The sequence below is a fragment of the Pontibacter sp. JAM-7 genome, from assembly GCF_048548695.2.
Classification (GTDB): Bacteria; Pseudomonadota; Gammaproteobacteria; order Pseudomonadales; family Balneatricaceae; genus Neptuniibacter.
The window spans coordinates 92,925-117,217 of sequence record NZ_JBLYIF020000001.1 but is presented as its reverse complement, the minus strand read 5'-3'; the positions used below and the strand labels follow the sequence as shown (position 1 = coordinate 117,217).

Below are 24,293 nucleotides of genomic sequence, written 5' to 3'. Positions count from 1 at the left end.
GTTTTTTTTAAGAAGACTGTTCTGCATTAAGCAGCTTGCAGAGTAGGTACTTTCTTCGCTACTTCTTCAGCCATTTCAGTGACTTTCTTAGTAGACTCTTCGAAAGAAGACATGTAAGCATCTTTAGCTTCAGTCAGCGTAGCCAGAGATTTTTCAGTAGTTTCAGTCAGCTTGGTTTCTACCAGCTTGTAAAACTTAACCTGCAGATCCATAGCAGCTTTAGGGTCTTTGCACTCGCACAGAGCTTTGAACTGTTCAACGCTAGCGCTGGACAGAGTTTCGAAAGAATCTTTAGACAGTGCAGTCAAAACTTCAGCAGTTTTCTTGTTAACTTCTACCAGACCTTCAACAGGCTTGAAGAAATCAGCAAATTCTTTAGGAATTTCAGCTTTGAACATATCAGCAAATTTATTCATATCGTACATGGTAAGTCCCCTTATCTTTTAATGTTGCGGCGCAACAAATCACTTGCCCCAAAGATAGAGCCTGATCAGAAATGAGTCAAGTATTTTTTTGCACTGCACAAAACTTTTTTTATTATACTTTAGTCTACAAAAAAGCCGTTAATTATATAAGGTCTTTATTTATAAAGAATAAACCAAACTGATTCGCGTCACATTGCATCATCCACTACTGTATGCCAGCAGGTAAAAGGCCGCACAGGAACGCCTTATATCTATGATTTAATACGATAAATTAATATTTATTTGTGTTTTTTTTCGGCCCACCTTAAATCAGATTCTTCATCAATATCACCTAATCTACAACCAAAGCCGCATCCCCCTTCACATGACGCACTGACTGAAACCAGATCGAGCATCCAGGAAAAACCCTATGCCAATTTTGTGCATAGCAAATAAATAAACACTGCACTTATTACCCTATCGCAATTGCAACGCCCACCAGCGAGTAGTCCCGGATCGACAGTTACACCACTGCACCATAAAAGTGCACACGAGAACAATTAATGCACACAAAATACACTTTTAATAAGACGGACAATCCACTGATACCAGCAGACCCGGTTTTCCTCTATATGGCATATTATTTGCCTTCTTAACAGTAGCTTATCCTTTTTTGGAGATATCTATGCTGATCTGGTCTGCCGGTTTCACAATCCTGAACCGGTTAACTCTGACTTTCGCCGGACTGCTACTGGTAGCAGGTTGGTGCGCGGTCGCTGTTGCCGCCTGGTTCCAATTAACCCTGCTGTTATGGCTGGCACTGCCACTGCTATATCTGCAATTAAGTTTTAACCAGTTATGCAGTCAGCGCTGGCAAAAACTAAATCAGGTTATCAATGCCTTTAATGATGGCAACCTGAAGTTCCGGACAGACTACAACGGTAGCGACAAGCCACTGACAGAAAGCACCCAGCATCTCTACAGTTTTGCCCGCAACTACTCTGTGAAAACCCAGCTGGCAGAGCAGCTATGCAGTGAAATGCAGTTTTCCACTAAAGAGTTGGAGTCTTTAGCCAACCACACAGCACATGCCGCAGGCGAACAACAGAACCAACTCTTGACAATCGCCAGCGCCTCTGAAGAGATGAGCCAGACTGTACAACAGATACGTGACCACCTTTCACGCACCCACCAGTCGGCTGAAACATCACAAAAAGATTCGCAGCAGGGCGCACAGAAAGCCGCTGACTTGCAGACCACCTTGGAAAACCTGCGTTATCAGTTCACCGATACCAGCAACAAAATTAACTGGCTGAATACCCAGGCTGAGTCGATTCAATCCTTTGTTACCACCATTGAAACGGTGGCAGCTCAGACCAACCTGCTGGCCCTCAATGCAGCGATTGAGGCTGCCCGAGCCGGCGAAGCAGGTCGCGGATTTGCGGTAGTTGCAGATGAAGTACGCCTGCTCGCGGCCAGCACAGAAAAAGCCACTAAGGACATCACACAACTGGTAACCGGCATGCAAGATGGTGTCAGCCAATTGATTGACAGCATGACCCTCAGTGAAACCCAGCTGGGTAATGGCGCCGAGGGTTGTGAACAGATGCATCACCTTTTGCAACAGGTCGAAGAAGGTAGCAACCAGAGCCTGCAACTGATAGGCGAGGTCCACAACGCCATAGATGAACATGCCATGGCCAGCGGTGAACTAAGTGAGAAACTGACCGTTATCAGCAGCCTGTTGGAACAACACTCAGCGCAGGCCAAATCCCTGACTGAACTGACCCATTACCTGGAAAACCTTTCCGTCAAAGCCAACATCAAGGAGGCGCAGGTATGATTGAGATCGCGATTGTCACGCTCTTATGCTCCCTGTTTATAGGCCTGCATCTTTTCAGTCGGCATAAATCCCGCTTGCGCCTGCAGGCGCAGACCCAGATAGGCATTACCCAGCTTACGGCTGTACTCGACCTGATACAGCAGCTGCAACGGCATCGCGGTCTGTGCGCATCGCTAAGTGATGATAACCGTATGGAGCAGCAGCAGTTGAGCCGAGAGATTGATCGGCTGTGGCAGCCCTTGCAAGTGGCAGATTATTGCGGCAAACCGTCCCGGGTGCGCATCCAGCACCAACATTGGCAACAGATTCGCCAAAACCCGGAAAACAGCTTTATGCCCCACAGCGAGTTGATCGAAAAGCTGTTGCACGAGCTCACTGAGATTGCTGATTACTGTGCCCTGACTGCAGAGAACAGCCTGTTTGACCAAGAAGCACTGTGGCAAAACCTGATCCGCAGACCGCATCATGCCGAGTCCCTGGCACGACTGCGCGGCCTGGGTGCTAAATCCGCACGGGAAGGCCGCTGCCAGGCGTCGGTACGGGTGCAACTGCAATACTTGTTACAGCAGATGAAAAGCGACCCGATAGCTAATGGCAAACAGATGGAAACCGAGCGTTTGGTGAGCGAACAGATTCTGCAACCCGATCAGATCAGCATTGATCCCGGCATGTATTTCAGCCAGCTGAGTCGACTGATCGACGAACAGATTCAAATTACCCGGACACACCTGCAGCAGCTTTAACAGCCACCCCTTCTCCTGCTGCAAAGCCTGCCTTACAATGATCAGCATTGTGGGCCTCTGCGCCCGCCGGTTATCAATTGTATAAAGCAGGATTGTTATGCCAAAAGCGTCAGATCTGAAAAAAGGCATGGTCATCGAGATCAACAGCAAATATTACGCTGTACAAAACGTCGATGTGCGCAGCCCCTCATCCCGTGGGGCTAATACGCTTTACAAGGTTCGCTTCGGTCAGCTGCCATTAGGCGGCAAATATGAAGAGACCTTCACCGGCGACGACCTGTTAAAAGAAGCCACCCTTGAACATCGCAAATGCAGCTTTCTGTACCGTGAAGAGGACATGTATATCTTTATGGATAATGAGGACTACAACCAGTACTTCCTCAATTCCTCCTCAATTGATGCTCAGGTTCCATTTCTGAGCGACGGTATGAGCAACATCACCGCACTGATGGTGGATGGCATAGTATTAACCATTCAACTGCCCACCAATGTAGTGCTTGAGGTCACCGAGTGCGTGCCTGGCATGCAATCCGCCAGCGCCACAGGAAGAACCAAACCCGCCACACTGAGCAACGGACTTGAAGTGCAGGTGCCTGAATATATTCGTGAAGGCGAGCAGGTCAAAATCAGCACCGAAACTGGCAAATTTATGTCCCGGGCCTAAGTCATGCAAGGGCAGGTACCCCGCAAAATCGGCAGAGGCATGTGGATACTCACCTGGGTCATTCTACTGGGCCTGCTCTACGTCTACTTTGACCAATACTTGGCAGATCGGCACAACCCGAACCGTCACCTGAATGCCAACGGTCATGGCGAAGTGGTACTGCAACGCAACCGCGCCGGGCACTACATCGCGCCCGGCACCATCAACGGCGTTGCCGTAAGGTTTCTGCTGGATACCGGAGCCACCAGTGTCAGTATTCCTCAGCAGGTTGCCGAACGAATCGGCCTGAAGCGCGGCACCCGCTACCAGGTCAGAACCGCCAGTGGCACCGCCGATGTATATACCACCGAACTGGACCATATTGAACTGGGCGGCATCAGCCTGGACAACATACGCGCACATATCAATCCACATATGGCCGGCGATACAGTGCTGTTAGGCATGAGTTTTATGCAGCACCTGGAGCTGGTGCAGAAAGGCGACACCCTGACCCTGCGCTATTAGCCGTTGGCCTGCAACAGATCACAGATCAACCCTGCTGCCTCGCGCATCTGGCGTACCTGGCCACGCCGTCCCTGCCCTGCGGCGCTGAGGTCTGCCCAGTCCTGCTGTTGCAGCGCGCGTTGTAGCAATACCACTACGTTTTCATTCTGCAGCAGGTGTGACAGCTGATCAGAGGACAACTGCTGCAAGGCTGAGCGCAATAATTTTTGCAATGCATAGGCACTGCTTTCATAACTGCGGTTAAACCGCACAAAACCCACTAGATCAGACCGGTCATCCTCATCCAGCGTTTCAGGACAGTCGACCTGGGTCAGGACCGCCATCACCAAAGCAGGTTCCAGTGCTTTCCAGTCATCGGTCAGACGGTAGGTAAATTGACGGGCAAACCGCTGTTCTGCCCGACTAATACAGGCACGGCCTGCAGTCGAAAGGGGCTTAAGCAGCAACGCGGCAAAACACCCACTCACAGCATCGCGCTGATTCCCCAGACGCACCATTTCATAACCACAGGCGCGCCAAAAACCATACAACTCATCGGTAAGCGCAAAGCTGGTTCCCAGGTAGTCCCAGCTCATCTCAGCACCGGCGGCAGACACATGCTGCAGTAGCAACCGGCCAAAACCCTGGCGCTGTAAATCCGGATGAACCACCAACCGCATAACTCGGCCACAGGCCAGTCCAGCGGCCATACGATAGCCTTCCTGATGCACCAGAGTCTGGGGCAAAAGATGCCCGCGTGGGCGCCGCTGACCGGACCAAATTGCGTCAATCAAATCCTCTGGCAGCGGCCCTTCTGTTGCCACCAGCGCCGCACCAGCCACCTGGCCGCTGACCCGTAGTATCCAGATATGCAGATTAGGGCTATCCAGCAGAATCCTCAGATCACCCGGAGTGGTGCGGTAATGTGCCAGCACCAGCAAGCCAAACAGTTGCTGCAAGGTGGTGTAATCTTCATTCAGCTGATCACGTTCCAGGCGGGTTACACTGACCGCGCTCCCCGCATCTTGCCAGCCGGACAACACTGCCGGCTCGGCATTCAATAACAGCAGATTAAACACTAACTGTTCCAGCGGATCCTCCGGTGCCCAACGCACAGGAGTATGCAAATGAAACGCCTTCCACTGCGGGGTAACGCTATCGAGTACACGCCGGAAACGGATCGCAAAGCCCTGACCGGTACCCTCATACCCATGTACCGTCGAGGCAAAAGCAATACGCGGGAACTGTTTCAGCAATCGCGCCAGCATCGCCACCGGAATCGCCGCGGCTTCATCCACCAGCAGCACCTGGCCTTCACCGGGCTGCTGCAATAGTTCCTCGGGCAGCATAAAACGGATATGACCTGTCGCATGCACTACGCCTTGCTCAGTCAAGCTGGCTTGCGGCAGCAGTTCCGCAGCAATTGAAAGCGCAACTTGCACTGCGCTACGGTCAGGGGCCGTAATAAGAATATCGTGGTAATCAAATCCGGCTAACTGCGCCGCGGCAATGCCCAGCGCAGTGCTTTTACCACGCCCTCGGTCCGACGTTAAGACCGCTGGACGACGCCCCCGCTGCAACTGGCGAATAATCAGTTCTACTGCCTGTTGCTGATCTTCTGTGGCGAACGGTGGCACCGCCTGATGACTTAATACCGACTGAGGCTCTATGAGCTCAGCCAAAGCAGCATCGTCATCCGGCAGCGGTCTGGTTTCATGCACGATCAGCGTATAAGGGTCATCTTCCAGCAGTCGGCTAATCCGGCTGATAAAACGCCGCCCCACATCTGCCGTAGTGTAAGGCTCTACCGCCAGAGAGGCGTGCTCCGGATCATCAAACTCAGGCCACTGGTCCAACGTCGGACACAGCAAAGTCAGAATGCCGCCACCCTGTAGCGTGCCACTGACCTGACCAAAACTGTTGGGGTTAAAACCTGACCAGGCATCAAAAACGATTGAGGTATAAGTGTGTCCGAGTACGCGATGGCAGTCACGTCCCTGCACCGCTTCAACATCAGGTGGCGGGGTGTCACCCACCCACAGGGTCGTTGTGTCAACCAGTGCTGCCGCATGCCCACGGCACCAGTCAGCCGAGCCACTAAGCAGCAGCAAACGGCGGTGAAATTGTTGCAACGCCAATTGCTGTAAACGACTTTTTAATTGGGTGAGCGTTGTCATAAACTCACCTGGAACAGGTGTTTAGACACCAAACCCCAGCTCCAAATCATCCGTGGCTTCGATAAAGGATTGATAGCGACCACCACCCTGCTGTAACGCTTTTTCTAATTGCTCCTCAGCCAGTTCCATTAGCCGATCATAAGACAGCCGGTCAGATGGCTGTAGTGTTACAACGCCAATACTGACCGTGATATGCGCCGTTGCCGCCGCATCAGCCTGAGGAATCGCTGCTGCGACCACGGCTTCACAGCAACGTTCTGCCAACACTGGGGCATTTTCGTTGGTAGAAGGCAGCAACATAGCGAAGGTTTCTGCTTCTATATGCGCCAACAGGTCACCCGGGCGGGAGATACATTCAGCCAATACGCCTCCCAGTTGCGACAGCATTTGTTCCAGTTGGCCCTGGCCAAAATGGTCCCGATAGGCCTGGAAGCCATCCACTTTAACCAGCATCACCGTCAGTGGATTAAATTCACGTACGGCCCGCCGAATTTCGCTGAACACTACCTGTTCGAAACGCACCTGATTGGCCAGGCCTGTAATCTGATCCGTTACCGCACTGGCTTCCATCTGCATTCTGAGCTGATCACGCTGGTGACGCAGTTGCCGAAACATGACCGACTGCCGTTTCTGATAGGCGGCATAAAAGAACGCCAGCAACAAACCGGTTAACAGCAACATGGCCGGCATCCAACTCAGCGTGCCTACTAGATAACTATCAGCAGCATAAAATACCAACTCCAGTGATTCATCTCTTAGCGACAGGCCATAACGCGCCACTGCAACCGCTTCGGCAACAGGCATTTCACTTTGCAGTAATGGGGCACTGCCCGCCATGGCTAAATCAAAACTCACGCCTTCCGGCAGGTCCATCAAACCACTTTGCTGCAGCAATACCTGCAGTTGGCTGACAGTGACCAGAAAACCATTATTTCGCTTGGCGCTGTTGATTAACAACAAGCCCTGTTCAGAAGCGATAAGGTGCGTTTCTGGTTGCTGGCCCGAAACACTCTCATCCAGCTGCGGCAGCAACACGGTTTGCAGGGAGATCGCATCCGGCTGCAACCAGCGGATCACCGGTTCGCTATCGGCACTGGTGTAACTGGCCAGCATCATCGCCGCCGGGTGCTGCTGTACCAGCAATGGAACAACTGCAGCAAGGTTCCCAGGCTCATGTCCGGTCGCTCCGGTGACACTGCGTAGCAGCCCCGCCAATTCCAGCTCTTGTTGGAGGCGCACACCAAATTGCTCTGCATGCGGTGCCATATCAGTGGCAAATGCGTTAGCGGTGGCATCTTGCTCCTGTTTTGATAGCAGCAAAAACGCTATCAAGGCAAACAGAACTCCACAGAGGGCAAACAGCCATGCAGGCTCAATACCCGGCTGTCGCTTTGTTGTTTGTATCTCTGAGGTCATAGCCTTCTTCCAACCCGTTTAAAGATGCGTTATTGAAACACAGTATGCCACCAGAACTGAGTAATCTCAGCAGTTTAACTACAGGCATCAAACTAGCAGCCTAGTTTCCATTTGTCTTCCCTGGCCCAGACCCATGCGCCCGGCGGCTCTCAACTAGCCAGTAATACCTTAAAACCAGGTACTGGCAGCCGCAAAACACGCCTGACTCAGTGGCTTATCAGATTGCAGGCATTTGCTTTTTTATACCACAGCATGCTGACAAGCCACGACGGCTGATCAAAAACCAATCCAACACGAGCGGATATGCGTAATACTGTTGACGAATTACCGTGAAAACACCTGCATCAGTGCCGATTCGACGTTAATATAGGCGCCTTACCGAACGTTGGAAGAGATGAATGAATAACCCACTGCAACAGTCATACCGCAATATCATTGAGTTATTGGGCGAAAACCCGGAACGTGAAGGCCTGGTCGATACCCCCAGCCGCGCCGCCAAAGCGATGCAATTCCTCACCGAGGGTTACACCCAGGACCTGGAGACTGTCACCAACAATGCAGTGTTTTCTTCAGATACCGACGAGATGGTACTGGTCCGCGATATCGAACTGTATTCACTGTGTGAACACCACGTACTGCCGTTTATCGGCACCTGTCATATCGGCTATATCCCCAACGGCAAAGTACTGGGGCTGTCCAAATTTGCCCGCATAGTGAATATGTATGCCCGCCGTCTGCAGATTCAGGAAAACCTGACTCGCCAAATTGCGGAAGCGATTCAGACCGCTACCGGCGCCAAAGGGGTTGGCGTTATCATCCAGGCGCAGCACATGTGCATGATGATGCGTGGCGTTCAGAAGCAAAACTCCAACATGCGCACTTCGGTGATGTTGGGCAGCTTCCGCGACAGCGACAAAACCCGCAACGAATTCCTGCAGCTGCTCAAAGACTGATCCGCTCCGGAGGCGATATGTCCATCAGTAATGCCATCATTCGCATCGCCAATCTGCGGTTGCGTACCTTTATCGGTTTTAATCCGGATGAGATGCAGAAGCAGCAGGATGTAGTGATCAATATAGAGATCCACTACCCGGCTGATAAGGCCTATGCAGAGGACGATGTCGACAAGGCGCTGAACTACAAAACCATCACCAAGCAGGTGATCGGCCATGTAGAGGACGGACGCTTTTTGCTGCTGGAAAAACTGGTGGCTGATGTGCTGGATATTGCCTCAGCCCACCCCTGGACCGAATACGCCAGCGTCACCATCGACAAACCTCACGCACTGCGGTTTGCCGATTCAGTATCACTGACATTGCAGTGGCAAAAAGAACCTGAATAATGTTTCAGGGATCAATAAACAGAGGTAACGGGCTGCCCATAATCGCGGCAATAGCACCGACCATCTCCCGCTCCTGCACACTGATCTGCCCATCCTGCTGAATGCAGTTACGGATCGCACTCAACACCCGAGGCTTTTCGCCAGGACGCACCTGACCCAAGGTACGAACCGCAGCGGTCAGTTGCTGCAGGTCTGCCTCTGATTCCGCCAACGGTGTCAGGGTATAAAGCCCGGCAGCATTCACGCCACGATAGAACGCTTTATCCGCATCGTTTTTCTCGGCATGGCCATACTGCGCCAGCAGACTCAGCACCAACTGTAACGCCTCACTGGCAGCCTGCAGTTTAATGGCTTTCTGCAGCGGTGCCTCGACCTGTTCAAAGGTCGGAGCAAGGTATTGGAATACCAGCTGATACAGGCACCATTCAAACATATCGGTATGCTGATCCGCCCGGATGACCGCCATCAAGGCTCGCCTGAATATCTGATACTGTTCAGGCGACAGGGTTTTCAGGGCCGGTAGCAGCAGTTCGATCAGAGGCAGGCGCTGTGTTGGATCAAGCTGCAGGCGGTATTGATACAGCTGTCTAGTCAGTGCACCGATACCCGCAAAACCGGTTTTCTCCACCCAGCCCAACTGGCGTGCCTGAATCTCCTGCTGTGGATCCAGTAACAAGGCAAAACATAGCGCCACTGCACCCAGGCTATCGTGTGCCTGCTCTACCAATATGTCGGGCAAACCATCCAGCTGTGTGCGTACTGCCTCCAGCGGAGACAGGTCATCCATCATGCCTCCAGCCAGCACCGTACCCAGCACCACGCCGGCCTGGGAGCGACGCTGCTGCTCTTCCTGTCGGGCCTGCTCATCCTTATGCTGTTGTTGCTTGCGGGATGGATTGCTGCGATACAGGTAATCGCCGTCCCAGTCAGGCTGAACCCGCAGAATTCGTTCCATCAATGGTGGATGGGTGGCAAAAGGTGCAGCCATCTTGCGTACCACCTGACCAAAAAACAGATGACTGACTTCTCGCCGATGATCATTCTGCAGCTCAGCACCATACTGGCTGCCGCCAATCAGCTTTAAGGCATTACCGATGCCCTTGGGGTCGCGGGTAAACTGCACCGCGCTGGCATCTGCCAGGTATTCCCGCTGCCGGCTAACCGCCGCTTTGATCAGCTGGCCAAACAAGGTGCCCAGCCAACCAATGGCCATCAGCGCTATACCCACAATCGCAATCTGGCCGTTGGACTTACGCCGCCGACTGCTGCTTCGTACCATCATCTCTCCGACATAGCCGATAAAAACAATGCCATGCAACAGTGCAATCAGGCGCAGATTCAGCCGCATATCACCATTGAGAATATGACTGAATTCATGGGCCACCACGCCTTGCAACTCATTGCGTTTAAACGCATGAATACAGCCTCGGGTCAGACCAATGACGGCATCCTCCGGGCGGTTTCCAGCAGCAAACGCATTGATGCCCAACTCATGCTCTAACAGATAAACCGGCGGTACCGGCATGCCGGAGGCGATCGCCATCTCCTCCACCACATTCAGTGCCTGTCGTTCATCCGGGTCAGTCGTGCCGGGCATAATCTGCCGCCCACCCAGCGACTCCGCCACGGCCTGCCCCCCAGAAGCCAGCTGATACCATTTATAGAGGATGGCGCAGGCCACCGCACCACACACCAGCAAGCTGATCAGGAGAAAGGTTTTCAGCGAGAGTTGCTGCAAAAAGCCCTGCTCACCTGCCACATACAGCGTCTGCTGCTGTCCCAATATCCACAGTGCCAGCGCCAGCGCCAGATTGGTGATTATCACCAGACAGATCACCGCCAACAGAAACAGCACAACCAGCCACAACGTATTACGCCGAGCCTTATCCTGATGCGCGAAAAAATCCATAACCGCGCAGAATCAGAAGCTGATCTGCGGAGCTTTCTGGATCTCGGCACTGTCAGCAAATTCCAGCAGGCTGGCATCCTGACGATGGCCGAAGCTGTTACACAGCATATTCACCGGAAAGCTCTGCCGATAGGCGTTGTAATTAGTCACCGCGTCGTTAAAAGACTGACGGGCAAAGGCCACCCGGTTTTCCGTGGTGGTCAGCTCTTCACTCAGCTGCATCATGTTCTCGTTGGCCTTTAACTCGGGGTAGGCTTCCATCACCACATTGAGTTTACTCAACGCGCCCTGCAAGACCCCTTCAGCCCCTGCCAGTTGTTGCATGGCATCGCCACTCAGGGTCGCAGCCGCACCTTTCAGCAGGGTGGCGGCCTCATTACGCGCCGCAATCACCGCTTCCAGTGTTTCCCGCTCATGGGCCATATAACCCTTGGCGGTTTCCACCAGATTAGGGATCAGGTCGTAGCGGCGTTTCAGCTGCACCTCGATCTGGGAAAAGGCATTCTCATGCCGATTTTTTAACGTCACCAGCCGGTTATAGATGGTGATTGCAAAAAACACGCTGCCGACAATCAGCAGGGTAAAAATAATGGCACCTACACTCACGTTTTCTCTCCTTTAAAAACCTGTACAGCACACGAGGCTGTTTATTATCCCCCGCTGCTGCTGATATTTACACAGTAAATGCCGTGTTGCCTGCCTTGGGCAATCAGCCGCGTTTTTGATGTTTTTCCCAGTTTTCCTGGCGCTTTTTCTCACTCTTGCGCAACAGTACATAGAGGGCACCGTGACCACCATGCTGCGGCTGGGCCGAATGAAAGGCCATCACGTCCGGCAACAGTGGCAGCCACAGCTCAAGGTAACTTTTGGTGCGATTAGCCGCATCACCACGTTGTTGGCTGCGTCCGTGGGTCAGCAGCACCGTACGGATATCCAGTTTGATACATTCCCGTACAAAACTCAGCAGTTCATCCAGTGCCTGACCGGAGGTTTTGCGCATCAGTTCCAACCGCGCATCCACCTGATAGCGCCCCAGCCGCAAGTTACGGTAGACCCCCTCCTGTACGCCATCCCGTTTCCACTCCAGCAGATCCAGCGGATGACGCCACTCGATCTCTGAGGTAGTCAGCTCACCCTCCGCCCCGGCCAGCGCCGCGCGACGGCGAGCCGCAGCATTGGGGTCACTGCGTTTTGGCCGCTGAGCACTCAGGTCAACCCGGTTACGTTGCTGCAGGGGTTTAACCCCTTCGCCCTGCATCCATTGAGAAAATGAATTATCACTGTTGTTCATCAGTCTCAGCCATATTGTCTCACGATGAATTTGCCAATATAGCCATGATGTTTGTGGCTTTAATAATCAGTCACATCAGGCTACATTGGTGCTGTTCAAGGCACACCACATAAGAATAAGGGAACCCGCATGTTGAGAACACTCCTGATTACCCTGTTTATCATCGTCGCGGCCGCAGCATTTCTGTTTTTTAATACCCTGCCACAACCTGATGAGGTGGCACAACAGATGGAGCAACCCGCTGACCTGCAGCAGGATGCCGATGCCAAAGCCCACATTTCACGCCTGACATCTGGCGCGGAGCAGCCAATCGACATCAAGCAGGCGGACAGCTTTGTCACCGCCGACCAGCTGTTGCAATTACCTGCAGCCAAGGTACTGGCGCAGGCAAATATTGAATCCATTACCCCCGATGCCGCTGCCAGCGGTTCAGACGGCACCTATGCCGTGCCCAGCTCGCGGCTGGATCTGTCCCAGTCAGGCACCGATGAACAGCGCGTTCGCCAGCAAACCGCACCCATGGGGGCCGACCAGATTCGCTTGCGTGAATTACTGGATAACCCCGAGGGGTCCGGCAAAATCTACTTCATCCATGCGGTAAACGACAGTGACAAAGAAGGTATCTGGGGCATCATGCAAACTGCATTGATGCGCAGCTTTACCCAGGGGCTTTCTCTGCCGGGACAGGCTGACACCGTGTATGCCGACATACCCAAGGATGCCGATGAACGTCTGGAAGATTTCAGCAGTTCTTTTTTAGGCCGGCTATTGCAGGCCAAGGTCGATAGCACCTACATTTATAACTACGAGAAAGGGATTCTCGGGGACAACCCCAATCTGATCCAGCCGGGACAGCAATTGCTCATCGTCACCTTCAGCGAAGATGAGCTGGTCAGTATCTATCGCCAATTTGCTAACCAATAAGGGCTATTCCGATGATTGATCTCTACACTTGGGGAACGCCGAACGGGCGCAAGATCTCCATTATGCTCGAAGCGCTGCGCCTTCCCTATCAGGTACACCCGGTCAACATCATGGAAGGTGATCAATTCAGTCCCGAATTCCAGACCATCAGCCCTAACAACCAGATCCCCGCCATTATCGATGAAGAGGGCATTAACGGAGAGCCAATCAGCCTCGCCGAAAGTGGGGCGATTCTAATCTATCTGGCGGAGAAAACCGGCGAATTCCTGCCCGATGATCCAACAGAACGCCTGACCTGTTTGCAATGGGTTATGTGGCAGATGGGCAACTTCGGCCCCATGCTCGGCCAAGCCCATCACTTCAACCGCTTCGCCAAAGAAGACGTACCCTATGCCAAACAGCGTTACCAGGAAGTCGCAAAGCGGCTCTGGAATACCCTTAATCGTCAGCTTGATGGGCGGGACTTTATCGTCGGCGATGACCTGACCATTGCCGACTTTGCCATCTACCCTTGGGCCATGCGCTACGAATGGCAGGCAATTGAGCTGGATGAATTCCCCCACGTACGCGACTGGATGCAGCGCATGGGACACATTGAGTTTGTTCAGCACGGTATGCAGGTACCCTGACCAGTATGATAGCTGCGCCTGTGATCGGCCATCGCGGGGCCGCCAGCCTGGCACCGGAAAACACCCTGGCCGGAATTCGCAAAGCTGCTGCAACCGGTGTCACTTGGGTAGAACTGGATGCCACCCTACTGGGGGACCACACCGCCGTACTGTCTCATGATGATAGCCTGGAGCGCTGCAGTAACCGCCACGGACAGCTCAGCAGTCTATCCTCCCTTGACCTCGGCAGCATTGATGTCGGTAGCTGGTTCCACCTCGACTGGCAGCAGGAAACCCTGCCCCGTCTGGCCGATGCCCTACTGCAGTGTCAGTCGCTGGGGCTGGGACTCAATCTGGAAATCAAACCCTTTCAGTGGCCCGCGCAGACCATCGCCGAGGTGCTGCATGAGACCATCAGCGTCTATTGGCAGGATAAAAGCCGCCTGATCATCAGCTGTTTTGACTTAGAAGTACTGGCCGCCTACCGCGCCCTCGACAAGCATATCCAGCTGGGGCTGCTGTTTGATGATATCCCGCCGCTGTGGCAACTGCAGGCGCAGAATCTCAACGCTGTCAGCATTCACTGCAATTGGCAGTTGCTGATGGAAAAGGAAGCCCGGCAGATCAAACAGGCGGGCTACGACCTGTACTGCTTTACCTGCAACAGCCCCGCCGATGCCGCCAGACTCTATAGCTGGGGTGTAGACGGCGTATTTACCGATACCCCGCAGGACTTTCTGAATCCAGCAGCAGACACCACCTCAGAGTACCTCATCTCTCTGACCTCCCCTGATCCGCTGTAAAAATATCCGCCGAAGCAACATATACGGGAACAGAGAGATAGCAACGCTCCCAGACTTACCAACACTGGCACCCACCACAGGCGCTTGCTCGTTTGCTACTGGAAACAGTCTATAAAATGGTACTGCTTGGCGGTTTTTTGTTAATGGTAACCAATATCTTAAAGGTGTTATAAAAGCTTCTAACACCAACATCAAAGCTCGCACTTCCAACTTGGACCGTCGCTTCGTGACGGTCCTTAATGTTGATCGCGAACACTCAACAAGCTATACCCATAGTCTTCGTAAAATAAAGCATGGCTAACATTGTGCCGTGGGCAGGAATCAAATTGGAGTGCAAGTCATGACCCTTCAACAACTCCTGGGGACAGAGCTACCGATCATTCAAGCACCGATGGCGGGTGTGCAAGGCAGTGCGCTGACAGTGGCAGTGTCTAACGCTGGCGGGCTGGGCTCTTTGCCCTGTGCCATGCTCAGTCTTGACGCCATGCGTGACGAATTGACAACCCTTCAAGCTCAAACCGACAAGCCTTTTAATGTGAATTTCTTTTGCCATACCCCGCCCTGCCCCAGTGCCGAACGAGAGACCATGTGGCAAGCAACGCTTGCGCCGTATTATCAAGAGTATGGAATTGATATAGCCAATGTAGCTGCCGGACAGGGGCGTGCGCCTTTTAGTTTGGCGATGATCGAGGTATTAGAGGCATTTAAACCCGCCGTGGTCAGTTTCCATTTTGGTTTGCCCTCGGCTGAATTACTGGCCCGAGTACAAGGCTGGGGGGCGAAGGTACTGTCTTCAGCAACGACTGTCGCAGAGGCGCGCTGGCTTGAGGCGCAGGGAGTTGATGCCATCATTGCCCAAGGGCTCGAAGCAGGTGGACACCGAGGCATGTTCTTGTCAGACGACCTGACTACCCAGGTTGGCATGTCCTCACTGGTGCCGCGCATTGTGCAGGCGGTAAAGCTACCGGTGATTGCTGCCGGAGGTATCACCGATGCAAAAGGGGTGACAGCCGCACTCGCCCTTGGTGCCGCCGGGGTGCAGGTCGGCACGGCTTATCTACTCTGCCCCGAGGCTAATACCAGTGCGGTACACCGCTCGGCACTCAAAAGCGAAGCCGCCGGACATACGGCGGTGACCAATCTATTCTCCGGTCGGCCCGCCCGGAGCATTGTCAACCGAGTCATACGGGAACTGGGACCCATCAGTGCGAACACACCGGAATTTCCTTTGGCGGCATCTGCCATTGCGCCTTTGCGTGCCGAAGCTGAAAGCCGCAGCTCTGGTGATTTCTCACCGCTGTGGTCTGGCCAAAATTCGACTGGATGCAAAGAGATATCCGCTGCGCAACTGACCCGTGAATTGGCGGCGGGCCTTTAGCGATACCCACTATCCAGCCCAGACAGAGGTTGTCCAGCACCAACGCTGCGGTTTATCGCCGCATTAAACCAACAAGGAGTGTTTATGCACATCGAAGCAAGAAAAATTTCCAAGGCCTCTCTATTCCGACTGCTCACATTAGGGCTTGGTTGTGGGTTTTTCGTCCTGTTTACGCTTTGTGGGATTGCCTCCATCTTTGGCGCGGACACTGTCAGCTGGAATGGAGAAAGTGTCACCGGCGTAATGGGACTGGCGGCAGCGTTATTAATGTGGCCTTTGTTTAGTCTGTTCTTTGCCTTGTTTATCTGGCTGGTGTCAATTTTCGGACTGTGGCTGTATGCCTTTTTTGGCACTCTGACCTTCGAATTCAGAGATGTGGTCAGCAAAGAGGAATAAGGCTGTTTCATCAGATCACCGGATCACAACAGATCAGTACCGGTGATCTGAATAGCCTAACCAGGCATCATACTAAACCGGCCATGGCAGCATAGGGGTCCCACGCTGCATCCCGGTGTGGTTCGTATTCGGTCCATAGCTCAATCCAGGTTGCGACATCTTCGCCGTACAGCTTGGCGATCACCGCATGGGTCATATCAATACCGGCAGCAATGCCTGAGGCAGTAATAATCTTGCCCTGCTCAACCCAGCGGGCTTTTTTCACCCAGTGTACGTTTGGTCCCGGCGCGGTTGCTTCATTCCACAGCAGTTTGTTGGTGGTCGCCTGCAGGCCATCAAGAATGCATGCGGCAGCCAGCAGCGAAGCACCATTGCAGACTGACATCAACAAGTCGACCTGCTGGGCCTGGGACTGCAGCCAGTTCAAAGTAGCCTGATCTTCCACCAGCGGTACTGCTCCCCAGCCACCCGGAACAATCAGGTAGTCCAGGTGCGGACAGTCGTTATAATCAAACTCGGCCACGGTTTTAATGCCGCCATGTGACGCAATTTCGCCGGTTTGAGGGGCAACAGTGACAAGTTTAACGCCCTCTATGCTGCTCCTGTGTTTCCAGAGCGCTGCCGGCACCAGATTGATATTCGACCACAGATCCATTGGCCCGTAGACATCCAGTAATTCAAATCCGGGGAAAATCAGAACCCCCACGGTTTTTTGTATCGCAGGTTCAACCTGCTCCCTATCCAGCATATCCGGTCTTAAGCCAGCTATTTCCGATAATTCCATGTCGCTCTCCTGTGCATCTTATTGTTGTCAGTATTCAGAACCCGAGCGGGGCCTGAACGGAAATAATCGGTATAGCGCGACCACCACGGCCTGCCAGTCTCAGAAACGGGTGCGGTATTCGTTTGGCGTTACACAGAGTCCCCGCTGAAATGCACGGCGCATCTGCTCTTCGCTTTTAAAGCCGCATTTGTTGGCAATGGACTTTAAAATGCTGCATTTGTTTTCGAGCAATATCCGGGCCTGAGACAGGCGCAGGCGTTCAACAAACTTGGCCGGGGTTTCACCCACTTCCTGTTTGAATTTACGGACAAAATGTCGCGGACTCATATTGGCCCGTTGTGCCAGCATCTCGATAGACAGATCGGCTGACAGGTTTTCCAGTATCCAGTCAATCAAGGCGCTGAAATGGCTGTTTGATTGCGACAAAATGAATTCACTGAACTGCTTTTGTCCACCCGGCCGTTTGTAAAACACCACCAGTTTTCTGGCCACACTCATGGCGATTGTTTTGCCCACATCCTCTTCGACCAGCGCCAGCGACAGATCCATTCCGGCAGTCACACCGGCAGATGTGTAGATGCTGCCCTGCTTGATAAATATGGCATCTGACTCAATTTTCAGTTGCGGAAACCGTTGCTGCATATCCGTGCAATAAGCCCAATGAGTAGTAATGTTTTTACCCTCCAGTAAGCCCAGCTTTGCTAACAGAAAAGCGCCGGTACAGATAGAAACCAGTCGCCTGACCCTGGCCGCCTGCTGATCAATCCAGCTAAGCAGTTCTGCATCATCCAGCGCGTGCTGGATGTTCTCCGCTCCTGGAATAATCAGGGTATCCATTGCCGGAGGACAGATCGTAAAGTCATAGTCCGGAACGATAGCCATACCCGACGACATCCGCACCGGGGCCCGTGTTTTGGCGATTAAAAACACCTCATAGCACTGGTCTGACCCGTTCTGCTCCTGCAGCATCCGGGCCGATGAGAACACCTCATGCGGCCCGGTAATATCCAGCACCTGCGCCTCATGAAAAATTAAGACACCGATCTTCTGCGTTACATGCTTTTCTGTCATGGATATTCACCTTGATTTGAGAGTAGCAACTCCTCTATTTGTCCACAAAGACAGAATGGCAGCAAAAAAAGACAAATGTAACGACCCGTCGATTGGCGACATCATGCCTTACGGCAGACGCAAACAAACAGGCATTAGGCCAAGCCGGTTTTCAGCAACAAAACACAAACTGATGCCTGGCTGATTTGTATCTACTGGCTGACTTATTGCTAAATGAAGGTCAAGAAAGACAGGCATAGCAACATGCGGGGGGCTGGTAATCGGCAACGGGACAGGGTTAACACTGTCTTTAAAGAGGTAATGCAGACAAAAAAACAACGGGCAGCAAATGCATACGCATCGCCACCCTGCTGTCAGCTCAGCCGGTCAGGCAACCATCGCGGTAATCCTGAATCGCCTGCTCCACTTCGGTCATGGTATTCATCACAAAGGGACCGTACTGTGCCACCGGCTCACCAATGGGTCGGGCAGCCAGCAATAAAGCGCGGCCACCTTCGCTGCCCGCAGTCAACGCAACCTGATTTCCGTCGGACAGAATCACTGCCTGATCAGTCGATACCGGCGTGTCACTTACCTGCAGCGAACCGGCAAAGGGGTATACCACCACCCGATGCTGCTCTGGCACAGGCAACGTCAACGACTGCCCCGGCAGCAGGCTGATATCAACCATCAGCGGGTCGGCACTGACACCTGACACCGGGCCAATGTAGTGCAGTTCCTGCAACGCCAGGTCACCGGCAATCAGCTTAATTTCTCCCTGCTCCGGCAAGGTAATCACCACCACATCTTCCGGTTCAATATTCTGATAGGCCGCCGGTTTCATTTTCTCCGCCGCGGGCAGGTTGACCCAAAGCTGAAAACCGCGCATCAAGCCCTCTACCTGCTGTGGCCGCTCTTCATGGATGACCCCCCGGCCCGCCGTCATCCACTGCACACCACCACCACGCAGCATGCCTTCATTGCCCAGATGGTCACGGTGCAGCATCCTGCCATCCAGCATGTAGGTCACGGTTTCAAAACCACGGTGCGGATGCGGTGGAAAACCGGCGATATAGTCATCTGGATCATCCGATGAGAACGCATCCAACATCAGGAAAGGGTCGGCACGGGTAGCACTGTTTTGCCCCAAGCTGCGTTTCAGCCTGACCCCGGCACCATCGCTGGTATCCCGGGCCGGAATCAATTGTGCGATCTGTCTGGTCTGGTTCATTACGCCACTCCTCCCGCTTATACCCGGGCTGCAATCTGCTGCTGGGCGGCGGCTTTGGCGCTGTCTGCACGATCGGCCATATTCAAACCCTCAGCAAAAATTGTTTCAGTCTGTTTAAGACCGATAAATGCCAGAAACTGTTCCACAAAGGGAATCTGATAGTCCTGACCTACTTCGTGGTAAACACCACCACGGGTGGCAAACAACAGCACTGGGGTATCGGGTAACAAGCCGACCGGGCCGGTATCGGTATAACGGAAGGTCACCCCGGCGCGCGCCAGCAGGTCAAACCACGCTTTCAGCTGCACCGGAATACCGAAGTTATACATTGGAATACCGATCAGCACCTGGTCTGCCGACTTCACTTCCGCAATCAATTTATCCGACAGATCAACAACCGCCTGCTGTTCGCTGCTGCGGGCATCCGGATCACTCATCAGTGCCCCAAGGGTATTGCCATCCAGTACTGGCAACGGCTCGGCAGCAAGGTCACGAATCACTACCTGGCCTTCAGGGTGACGTACCTGCCATGCCTCGGTATACGCGGTCATCAGCGCGGTAGACTGGCTGTTATCGGCAATGATGCTGCTACGAATCTGAAGTAATGTTTGCATGGTGGCGTTCCTCCTGAAGTTAGTGACTCTATTCTTTCACCTGATAAAACGATTAAAAACAGCTAAAATTAGCAAGATTTGATCGAAAAATTAGATATGAGGTCGCTGTGGCGCAGGTTACACTTGAACAATGGCAATGTTTATTGGCCGTGGTTGATCAGGGCGGGTATGCCGCTGCGGCTGAAACCCTGCAGAAAAGCCAGTCCAGCGTCAGTTATGCAATCCAGCAACTGGAAAGCCGTCTTAATATTCGCGTCTTCCGGCTGGAGGGACGACGGTCAGTGCTAACCCCGGCCGGGCAAACCCTCTACCGCCGCGCCCGACTGCTGGTAGATGAAGCCCGGATGGTAGAAAGCCTGGCCGACCAGTTAGCACAGGGCTGGGAGCCGGCGCTGACGCTAGCGATGGATACCCTGTTTCCGGTAGGAGTGATGCTTAAGGCGATCAACCGGTTTAGCCAACAGCAGCCCCTGACCCGAATCACCCTGCAGGAAACCGTACTCAGCGGCACCGATGAAGCGTTACTGGAGCAGCGGGCAGATCTGGTAATTGGTGGCCGCATTGCGCCTGGCTTTTTTGGTGACCCGATCATGGATGTTAACTTTATCGCTGTGGCAACACCCAGTCATCCTTTGCACCAACTAAACCGCACCCTGCAATATCAGGATCTGCGTCTGCATCGCCAGGTGGTGGTGCAGGACTCAGGCAAACGTAATCTGGACGCTGGCTGGCTGGGCGCAGAACAACGCCTGACTGTCAGTCATATTCATACCTCGATCAGATGTGTGCAGGAAGGGCTGGGTTATGCCTGGTTACCGGAACTGCAGATCCAAACAGCGATCCAACAGGATATTTTGCGGCCATTACCGCTGGAAAGCGGGGGACGACGCAAGGTACCTTTATATTTGATTTACAGTGCCGGTGATAATGCAGGCCCGGCGGCCCGCTGTCTGGGCAATATTATTTTAGACACCCTGCAGGCGACAATGCCTGCTTAGGAGTAGACTGGTTTTGATTAAGGTTGCAGGATATCCACGGCATATGCGCTTACTGATCAGACTGATTGCACTTTACTGTTGTTTAATGCCAACCCTGCTGCAGGCAGATGCCCAGGCACAACTGGAACAGTTCCAGCAGCGACTGGAACAACTGCCGACAGAAGAGGCCAACCCTGAACTTAAACCACAGCGCGAGCGGCTGCAAAACCTGATTGGTCTGCTACAGAATACCGTGACAGCGGAGCAGCAGATCACGGCGCTTAGAACGCAATTAAATGAGCTGCCACAACAGACCCTGAAACTGCAGCAAGCCCTTAAGCAACCCTTACCAGACCCTGCGGCACAGCTCAGTGCCGACACCGGCCTGGATGCACTAGAGCAACGCCTGACCCTGGCCAAGGCGCGGCAGCTGGAGCTACAGCAAACCCAAGATAACCTGCGAAATCAGATCAGTCAGAATGAACAACACCTGATCAATCTGCGCGAGCAACTGGCCACCCTAAAACAGAAAAAAATCAGCGTCAGCCAGCAGGCCGATCCCGAACGTTATCAGATTGAATTTGCCCTGCGTAACAGCAAGGTGCAGGCGATTGAACTGGAGCTACTGGCACTGCCCGGCCAGAACGAAATTAACCAACTCCAGCGGGAACAGATTAACCGCCAACTGACACAACAGCAGCAGTGGGTACAGCTGCTGCAAGACCGGGTGGCAGCTGAGCGCCGCATTGAAACCGAAGCGGCACTGGAACAACTGGATGATGCCGAGCTGGAACGACTCAGCCCGGCAGTAGAAGCACAACAGTCACGCAACCAGACGCTGAGTGAACAGTTACGTACCACCCTTGCCAGTGCCGAGGATGCACTGAACCAGCGCCGCCGACTGGAAGCCGAGCTGGACATCATCACCCAGAGTTATCAGGCCATTCAGCAGGAACTCGCGCTGAGCAGTTCACCGCTGGGCAGTGACCTGCGCCGCTACACCCGGCGCTTGTCTAATGCCGCGCCGGGACGTAATGCCCACCAGCAGCTTGACCAGCTACGCCTGGCCAACCTGGAGATCTCCCGCAGCCTGTACACCCTGAACAACCAGCCTGCCCCTGAGCAGGCAAATAGCGCAGCGGAACAGCAGCAACTTAACAAGTTACGAAACAACGAAAAAATCCTGCTCAAACGGCTGCAGGATGCCACCGGACAAGCGATCAATGAACTGTCCCAATTACTCGAAGTACAGGACCAACTGACCAACCAAGTGCAGCAAGGCCAGAACCTGATCTATCAGCACCTGCTGTGGATACCCAGTGTTCCGGCGATCAATACAGACTGGTTTGAAGAGCTGATATCAGGCACGCCAAAACTCTACAGCATCCTCAAGCCCGGCACGCAACAGGTCATGTGGCACCCCCAGCCAAACTGGGGCAGTAAACTGACGGTCTGCATTCTGGTCAGCATCATCGGTTTGCTTTGCCTGCGACGTCTGTGGCGCTCTGCCCCGGTATGGCGGCAGCAGCTGGGTAATGTGATTCGTGACCGCTTTGGCCATACCGTGGCGATGCTGGCCCTACCGTTACTGATCAGCCTGCCATTGCCTCTGATTACGGCGTTGATCTGCCTGGAACTGATCAACCTTGAGGCCTGGTGGGACCAGGGACTGATTCGGCTGCTGTGCCTGATCTTCACCTTTGGCCTGTTCTGTTATCAGGTTTTGTTACTCTGGCTGCGAGTGCCGAATGGCTTGATGTGCGCGCATTTCGCTACCCCCAAGCATCTGTGCCGTGGTCTGAGCAATCGCCTGCACTATCTGTTCTGGCTGGGGATGCCGCTGGTGCTGATCATCGTCGCGGCTGACCGCTCACTTGAACCCGACCTTCAATCGGGTCTGGGGCGGCTGGCGTTTATCCTGCTAACCCTATTAATCACCCTGTTCTGGTCATCTCTACGCCGACTTGCACCACAAATCAATGAACTGACCCGGAGTCACCGATGGTGGCAACAATCGCAAGTCTGGCTGCCAGGACTGGTCGGGCTGCATCTACTGATGATCATAGCGGCACTGCTGGGTTACGTGTACAGCGCCTCTATGTTGATGCTGATGTTGCTGGTCATGGTTGGCATTCTGGTTGCGACGCTGTTGTTCTTCCGCTTAGGTAACCGCTGGCTGCTGATTTCCGAGCGTGAACTGGCCTTTAAACGCGCCAAGGATCGCCGTAACGAGATCATCGAGGCAAGAGAGAAAAAAGAAGAGGGGCCGCAACTGGAGGAGAACTACCTGGATCTGCAAACCATTTCGGATCAGGCGCGCATTCTGCTTAAAACTGCCACCGTGCTTCTGTTTTTCCTGCTCTGCTGGCTCACGCTGAGAAGTGCTCTGCCCAATCTGGATTTGCTGGATCAGGTAACACTCTGGAACAACACTATCAGCGGGCCGGATGGCAGTACCATTATCAGCCAGAGCATCACCTTAAAAAATCTGCTGTCGGCAGCCGTGGTAATTATTCTCAGCATCCTGGCGGCGCACAACCTGCCCGGGCTATTGGAGCTACTGGTACTCAAGCACCTGACCCTATCTCCCGGCACCGGCTATGCCATCACCACCGTGACCAAATATGTGCTGATTGTCACCGCGATTGTGGCAGGTGCTTCGCAGATGGGACTGGAGTGGTCGAAACTGCAGTGGCTGATTGCTGCTCTGGGTGTCGGCCTGGGCTTTGGCCTGCAGGAGATTGTCGCCAACTTCATCTCGGGCATTATTATTTTGTTCGAAAAACCGATCCGGCTGGGCGACACCATCACCATTGGCGACTATACCGGCACCGTAACCAAGATTCAGATTCGCGCCACCACCATTGCTGACTGGGATAAAAAAGAGGTGATTATCCCTAATAAAAACTTTGTCACCGACCAACTGATTAACTGGTCTCTCACCGATCCGGTCACCCGACTGGTGCTGACTGTGGGTGTCGCCTACGGCAGTGATACCGAGTTGACGCAACGTTTATTGATGGAAGTGGCACAAAACCATCCGCTAGTACTGAAGGAACCGGAACCAAATGCCTTTTTCATGGCGTTTGGTGCCAGCACGCTGGATTTTGAACTCAGGGTATTTGTCAGCAGCATGGCAGACCGGCTGCCGGTCACCCATGAGCTGAACCAGGCGATTGACGCCCGGTTCAAAGAGCACGGTATCGAAATTGCCTTCCCGCAACTGGATGTGCACATGAAACGCAGTTAACACCCC

General features: G+C 53.4%; 23 protein-coding genes. 13 read left to right on the top strand and 10 right to left on the bottom strand.

Translation table 11 applies throughout. The features are described from left to right. Positions 1-26: 26 nt before the first annotated feature. Entirely contained in the window at positions 27-425 is a 399-nt protein-coding gene (locus ACFVYJ_RS00555; RefSeq protein WP_419414228.1) for a phasin family protein, read from the bottom strand. A 664-nt stretch (positions 426-1,089) separates the two neighbouring features. On the opposite strand from ACFVYJ_RS00555, the gene ACFVYJ_RS00550 reads away from it, so the two are divergent. The 4 genes from ACFVYJ_RS00550 to ACFVYJ_RS00535 all read left to right on the top strand — a co-directional run bounded on the left by ACFVYJ_RS00550 (position 1,090) and on the right by ACFVYJ_RS00535 (position 4,158). Then, the gene (locus tag ACFVYJ_RS00550) at positions 1,090-2,247 is read left to right on the top strand and encodes a methyl-accepting chemotaxis protein (RefSeq protein ID WP_419414227.1); all 1,158 of its coding nucleotides are present in this window, start codon (positions 1,090-1,092) and stop codon (positions 2,245-2,247) included. Continuing rightward, positions 2,244-2,990 (top strand): hypothetical protein, encoded by a 747-nt coding sequence (locus tag ACFVYJ_RS00545; protein ID WP_419414226.1) that lies wholly within the window; start codon positions 2,244-2,246, stop codon positions 2,988-2,990. Before ACFVYJ_RS00550 ends, ACFVYJ_RS00545 begins: the two co-directional genes overlap by 4 nt. 97 nt (positions 2,991-3,087) lie before the next feature. Further along, a complete protein-coding gene (gene efpL / locus ACFVYJ_RS00540; RefSeq protein WP_419414225.1) occupies positions 3,088-3,654 on the top strand; it encodes an elongation factor P-like protein EfpL in 567 nt (188 codons plus the stop codon). Between the two features lie 3 nt (positions 3,655-3,657). Further along, positions 3,658-4,158, top strand: coding sequence for a retropepsin-like aspartic protease family protein (locus ACFVYJ_RS00535; protein WP_419414224.1), 501 nt, complete (start codon positions 3,658-3,660; stop codon positions 4,156-4,158). Here ACFVYJ_RS00535 and ACFVYJ_RS00530 read toward each other — a convergent pair. After that, entirely contained in the window at positions 4,155-6,314 is a 2,160-nt protein-coding gene (locus tag ACFVYJ_RS00530; RefSeq protein WP_419414223.1) for a tRNA(Met) cytidine acetyltransferase TmcA, read from the bottom strand. The genes ACFVYJ_RS00535 and ACFVYJ_RS00530 overlap by 4 nt on opposite strands. A 21-nt stretch (positions 6,315-6,335) precedes the next feature. Further along, the gene (locus ACFVYJ_RS00525; RefSeq protein WP_419414222.1) at positions 6,336-7,730 is read right to left on the bottom strand and encodes a GGDEF domain-containing protein; all 1,395 of its coding nucleotides are present in this window, start codon (positions 7,728-7,730) and stop codon (positions 6,336-6,338) included. A 398-nt stretch (positions 7,731-8,128) separates the two neighbouring features. On the opposite strand from ACFVYJ_RS00525, the gene folE reads away from it, so the two are divergent. Both folE and folX read left to right on the top strand, forming a co-directional pair. Then, the gene (gene folE, locus ACFVYJ_RS00520; RefSeq protein WP_419414221.1) at positions 8,129-8,683 is read left to right on the top strand and encodes a GTP cyclohydrolase I FolE; all 555 of its coding nucleotides are present in this window, start codon (positions 8,129-8,131) and stop codon (positions 8,681-8,683) included. Positions 8,684-8,700: 17 nt separating this feature from the next. Beyond that, complete coding sequence (folX, locus tag ACFVYJ_RS00515; protein WP_419414220.1) at positions 8,701-9,072, top strand: dihydroneopterin triphosphate 2'-epimerase; 372 nt, start codon at positions 8,701-8,703, stop codon at positions 9,070-9,072. Positions 9,073-9,076: 4 nt separating this feature from the next. On the opposite strand, the gene ACFVYJ_RS00510 is transcribed toward folX, so the two are convergent. From ACFVYJ_RS00510 to smrA, 3 genes are all read right to left on the bottom strand, one after another. Continuing rightward, complete coding sequence (locus tag ACFVYJ_RS00510) at positions 9,077-10,981, bottom strand: M48 family metallopeptidase (RefSeq protein WP_419414219.1); 1,905 nt, start codon at positions 10,979-10,981, stop codon at positions 9,077-9,079. A 12-nt stretch (positions 10,982-10,993) separates the two neighbouring features. After that, positions 10,994-11,587, bottom strand: a complete 594-nt coding sequence (locus ACFVYJ_RS00505) for a LemA family protein (protein ID WP_419414218.1) — start codon at positions 11,585-11,587, stop codon at positions 10,994-10,996. Positions 11,588-11,690: 103 nt separating this feature from the next. Continuing rightward, positions 11,691-12,272: a DNA endonuclease SmrA gene (gene smrA, locus ACFVYJ_RS00500; protein ID WP_419414217.1), complete on the bottom strand. Its 582-nt coding sequence runs from the start codon at positions 12,270-12,272 to the stop codon at positions 11,691-11,693. Between the two features lie 129 nt (positions 12,273-12,401). Between smrA and ACFVYJ_RS00495 the strand changes: the two genes are divergently transcribed. The 5 genes from ACFVYJ_RS00495 (at position 12,402) to ACFVYJ_RS00475 (ending at position 16,381) form a co-directional block, all read left to right on the top strand. Continuing rightward, positions 12,402-13,196 (top strand): hypothetical protein, encoded by a 795-nt coding sequence (locus ACFVYJ_RS00495; RefSeq protein ID WP_419414216.1) that lies wholly within the window; start codon positions 12,402-12,404, stop codon positions 13,194-13,196. Between the two features lie 11 nt (positions 13,197-13,207). Further along, positions 13,208-13,825: a glutathione S-transferase family protein gene (locus ACFVYJ_RS00490; RefSeq protein ID WP_419414215.1), complete on the top strand. Its 618-nt coding sequence runs from the start codon at positions 13,208-13,210 to the stop codon at positions 13,823-13,825. 5 nt (positions 13,826-13,830) lie between these two features. After that, entirely contained in the window at positions 13,831-14,607 is a 777-nt protein-coding gene (locus ACFVYJ_RS00485) for a glycerophosphodiester phosphodiesterase family protein (protein WP_419414214.1), read from the top strand. A gap of 340 nt (positions 14,608-14,947) precedes the next feature. Next, positions 14,948-15,985 (top strand): NAD(P)H-dependent flavin oxidoreductase, encoded by a 1,038-nt coding sequence (locus tag ACFVYJ_RS00480; RefSeq protein ID WP_419414213.1) that lies wholly within the window; start codon positions 14,948-14,950, stop codon positions 15,983-15,985. An 84-nt stretch (positions 15,986-16,069) separates the two neighbouring features. After that, complete coding sequence (locus ACFVYJ_RS00475; protein WP_419414212.1) at positions 16,070-16,381, top strand: hypothetical protein; 312 nt, start codon at positions 16,070-16,072, stop codon at positions 16,379-16,381. 67 nt (positions 16,382-16,448) lie between these two features. Here ACFVYJ_RS00475 and ACFVYJ_RS00470 read toward each other — a convergent pair whose 3' ends face one another. From ACFVYJ_RS00470 to ACFVYJ_RS00455, 4 genes are all read right to left on the bottom strand, one after another. Next, a complete protein-coding gene (locus ACFVYJ_RS00470) occupies positions 16,449-17,165 on the bottom strand; it encodes a DJ-1/PfpI family protein (RefSeq protein ID WP_419414211.1) in 717 nt (238 codons plus the stop codon). A gap of 99 nt (positions 17,166-17,264) precedes the next feature. Next, positions 17,265-18,236, bottom strand: a complete 972-nt coding sequence (locus ACFVYJ_RS00465; protein WP_419414210.1) for a GlxA family transcriptional regulator — start codon at positions 18,234-18,236, stop codon at positions 17,265-17,267. A 358-nt stretch (positions 18,237-18,594) separates the two neighbouring features. Next, the gene (locus ACFVYJ_RS00460; protein ID WP_419414209.1) at positions 18,595-19,446 is read right to left on the bottom strand and encodes a pirin family protein; all 852 of its coding nucleotides are present in this window, start codon (positions 19,444-19,446) and stop codon (positions 18,595-18,597) included. A gap of 17 nt (positions 19,447-19,463) precedes the next feature. Next, entirely contained in the window at positions 19,464-20,060 is a 597-nt protein-coding gene (locus tag ACFVYJ_RS00455; RefSeq protein WP_419414208.1) for an FMN-dependent NADH-azoreductase, read from the bottom strand. Between the two features lie 107 nt (positions 20,061-20,167). Here ACFVYJ_RS00455 and ACFVYJ_RS00450 point away from each other — a divergent pair, with 107 nt between their 5' ends. Together ACFVYJ_RS00450 and ACFVYJ_RS00445 are read left to right on the top strand one after the other, a co-directional pair. Beyond that, positions 20,168-21,058: a LysR family transcriptional regulator gene (locus ACFVYJ_RS00450; RefSeq protein WP_419414207.1), complete on the top strand. Its 891-nt coding sequence runs from the start codon at positions 20,168-20,170 to the stop codon at positions 21,056-21,058. Positions 21,059-21,101: 43 nt separating this feature from the next. Next, positions 21,102-24,287: a mechanosensitive ion channel domain-containing protein gene (locus ACFVYJ_RS00445; RefSeq protein WP_463254715.1), complete on the top strand. Its 3,186-nt coding sequence runs from the start codon at positions 21,102-21,104 to the stop codon at positions 24,285-24,287. The last annotated feature ends 6 nt before the right edge of the window (positions 24,288-24,293 follow it).

Excerpts from the sequence above, each read along its gene's own strand:
- efpL (WP_419414225.1), top strand. The coding sequence starts at position 3,088 with ATGCCAAAAGCGTCAGATCTGAAAAAAGGCATGGTCATCGAGATCAAC.
- ACFVYJ_RS00445 (WP_463254715.1), top strand. The coding sequence starts at position 21,102 with ATGCGCTTACTGATCAGACTGATTGCACTTTACTGTTGTTTAATGCCA.
- ACFVYJ_RS00510 (WP_419414219.1), bottom strand. The coding sequence starts at position 10,981 with ATGGATTTTTTCGCGCATCAGGATAAGGCTCGGCGTAATACGTTGTGG.
- ACFVYJ_RS00545 (WP_419414226.1), top strand. The coding sequence starts at position 2,244 with ATGATTGAGATCGCGATTGTCACGCTCTTATGCTCCCTGTTTATAGGC.
- ACFVYJ_RS00480 (WP_419414213.1), top strand. The coding sequence starts at position 14,948 with ATGACCCTTCAACAACTCCTGGGGACAGAGCTACCGATCATTCAAGCA.
- folE (WP_419414221.1), top strand. The coding sequence starts at position 8,129 with ATGAATAACCCACTGCAACAGTCATACCGCAATATCATTGAGTTATTG.
- ACFVYJ_RS00530 (WP_419414223.1), bottom strand. The coding sequence starts at position 6,314 with ATGACAACGCTCACCCAATTAAAAAGTCGTTTACAGCAATTGGCGTTG.
- smrA (WP_419414217.1), bottom strand. The coding sequence starts at position 12,272 with ATGAACAACAGTGATAATTCATTTTCTCAATGGATGCAGGGCGAAGGG.
- ACFVYJ_RS00460 (WP_419414209.1), bottom strand. The coding sequence starts at position 19,446 with ATGAACCAGACCAGACAGATCGCACAATTGATTCCGGCCCGGGATACC.
- ACFVYJ_RS00475 (WP_419414212.1), top strand. The coding sequence starts at position 16,070 with ATGCACATCGAAGCAAGAAAAATTTCCAAGGCCTCTCTATTCCGACTG.
- ACFVYJ_RS00495 (WP_419414216.1), top strand. The coding sequence starts at position 12,402 with ATGTTGAGAACACTCCTGATTACCCTGTTTATCATCGTCGCGGCCGCA.
- ACFVYJ_RS00555 (WP_419414228.1), bottom strand. The coding sequence starts at position 425 with ATGTACGATATGAATAAATTTGCTGATATGTTCAAAGCTGAAATTCCT.
- ACFVYJ_RS00490 (WP_419414215.1), top strand. The coding sequence starts at position 13,208 with ATGATTGATCTCTACACTTGGGGAACGCCGAACGGGCGCAAGATCTCC.
- ACFVYJ_RS00470 (WP_419414211.1), bottom strand. The coding sequence starts at position 17,165 with ATGGAATTATCGGAAATAGCTGGCTTAAGACCGGATATGCTGGATAGG.
- ACFVYJ_RS00455 (WP_419414208.1), bottom strand. The coding sequence starts at position 20,060 with ATGCAAACATTACTTCAGATTCGTAGCAGCATCATTGCCGATAACAGC.
- ACFVYJ_RS00485 (WP_419414214.1), top strand. The coding sequence starts at position 13,831 with ATGATAGCTGCGCCTGTGATCGGCCATCGCGGGGCCGCCAGCCTGGCA.
- ACFVYJ_RS00550 (WP_419414227.1), top strand. The coding sequence starts at position 1,090 with ATGCTGATCTGGTCTGCCGGTTTCACAATCCTGAACCGGTTAACTCTG.
- ACFVYJ_RS00535 (WP_419414224.1), top strand. The coding sequence starts at position 3,658 with ATGCAAGGGCAGGTACCCCGCAAAATCGGCAGAGGCATGTGGATACTC.
- folX (WP_419414220.1), top strand. The coding sequence starts at position 8,701 with ATGTCCATCAGTAATGCCATCATTCGCATCGCCAATCTGCGGTTGCGT.
- ACFVYJ_RS00525 (WP_419414222.1), bottom strand. The coding sequence starts at position 7,730 with ATGACCTCAGAGATACAAACAACAAAGCGACAGCCGGGTATTGAGCCT.
- ACFVYJ_RS00465 (WP_419414210.1), bottom strand. The coding sequence starts at position 18,236 with ATGACAGAAAAGCATGTAACGCAGAAGATCGGTGTCTTAATTTTTCAT.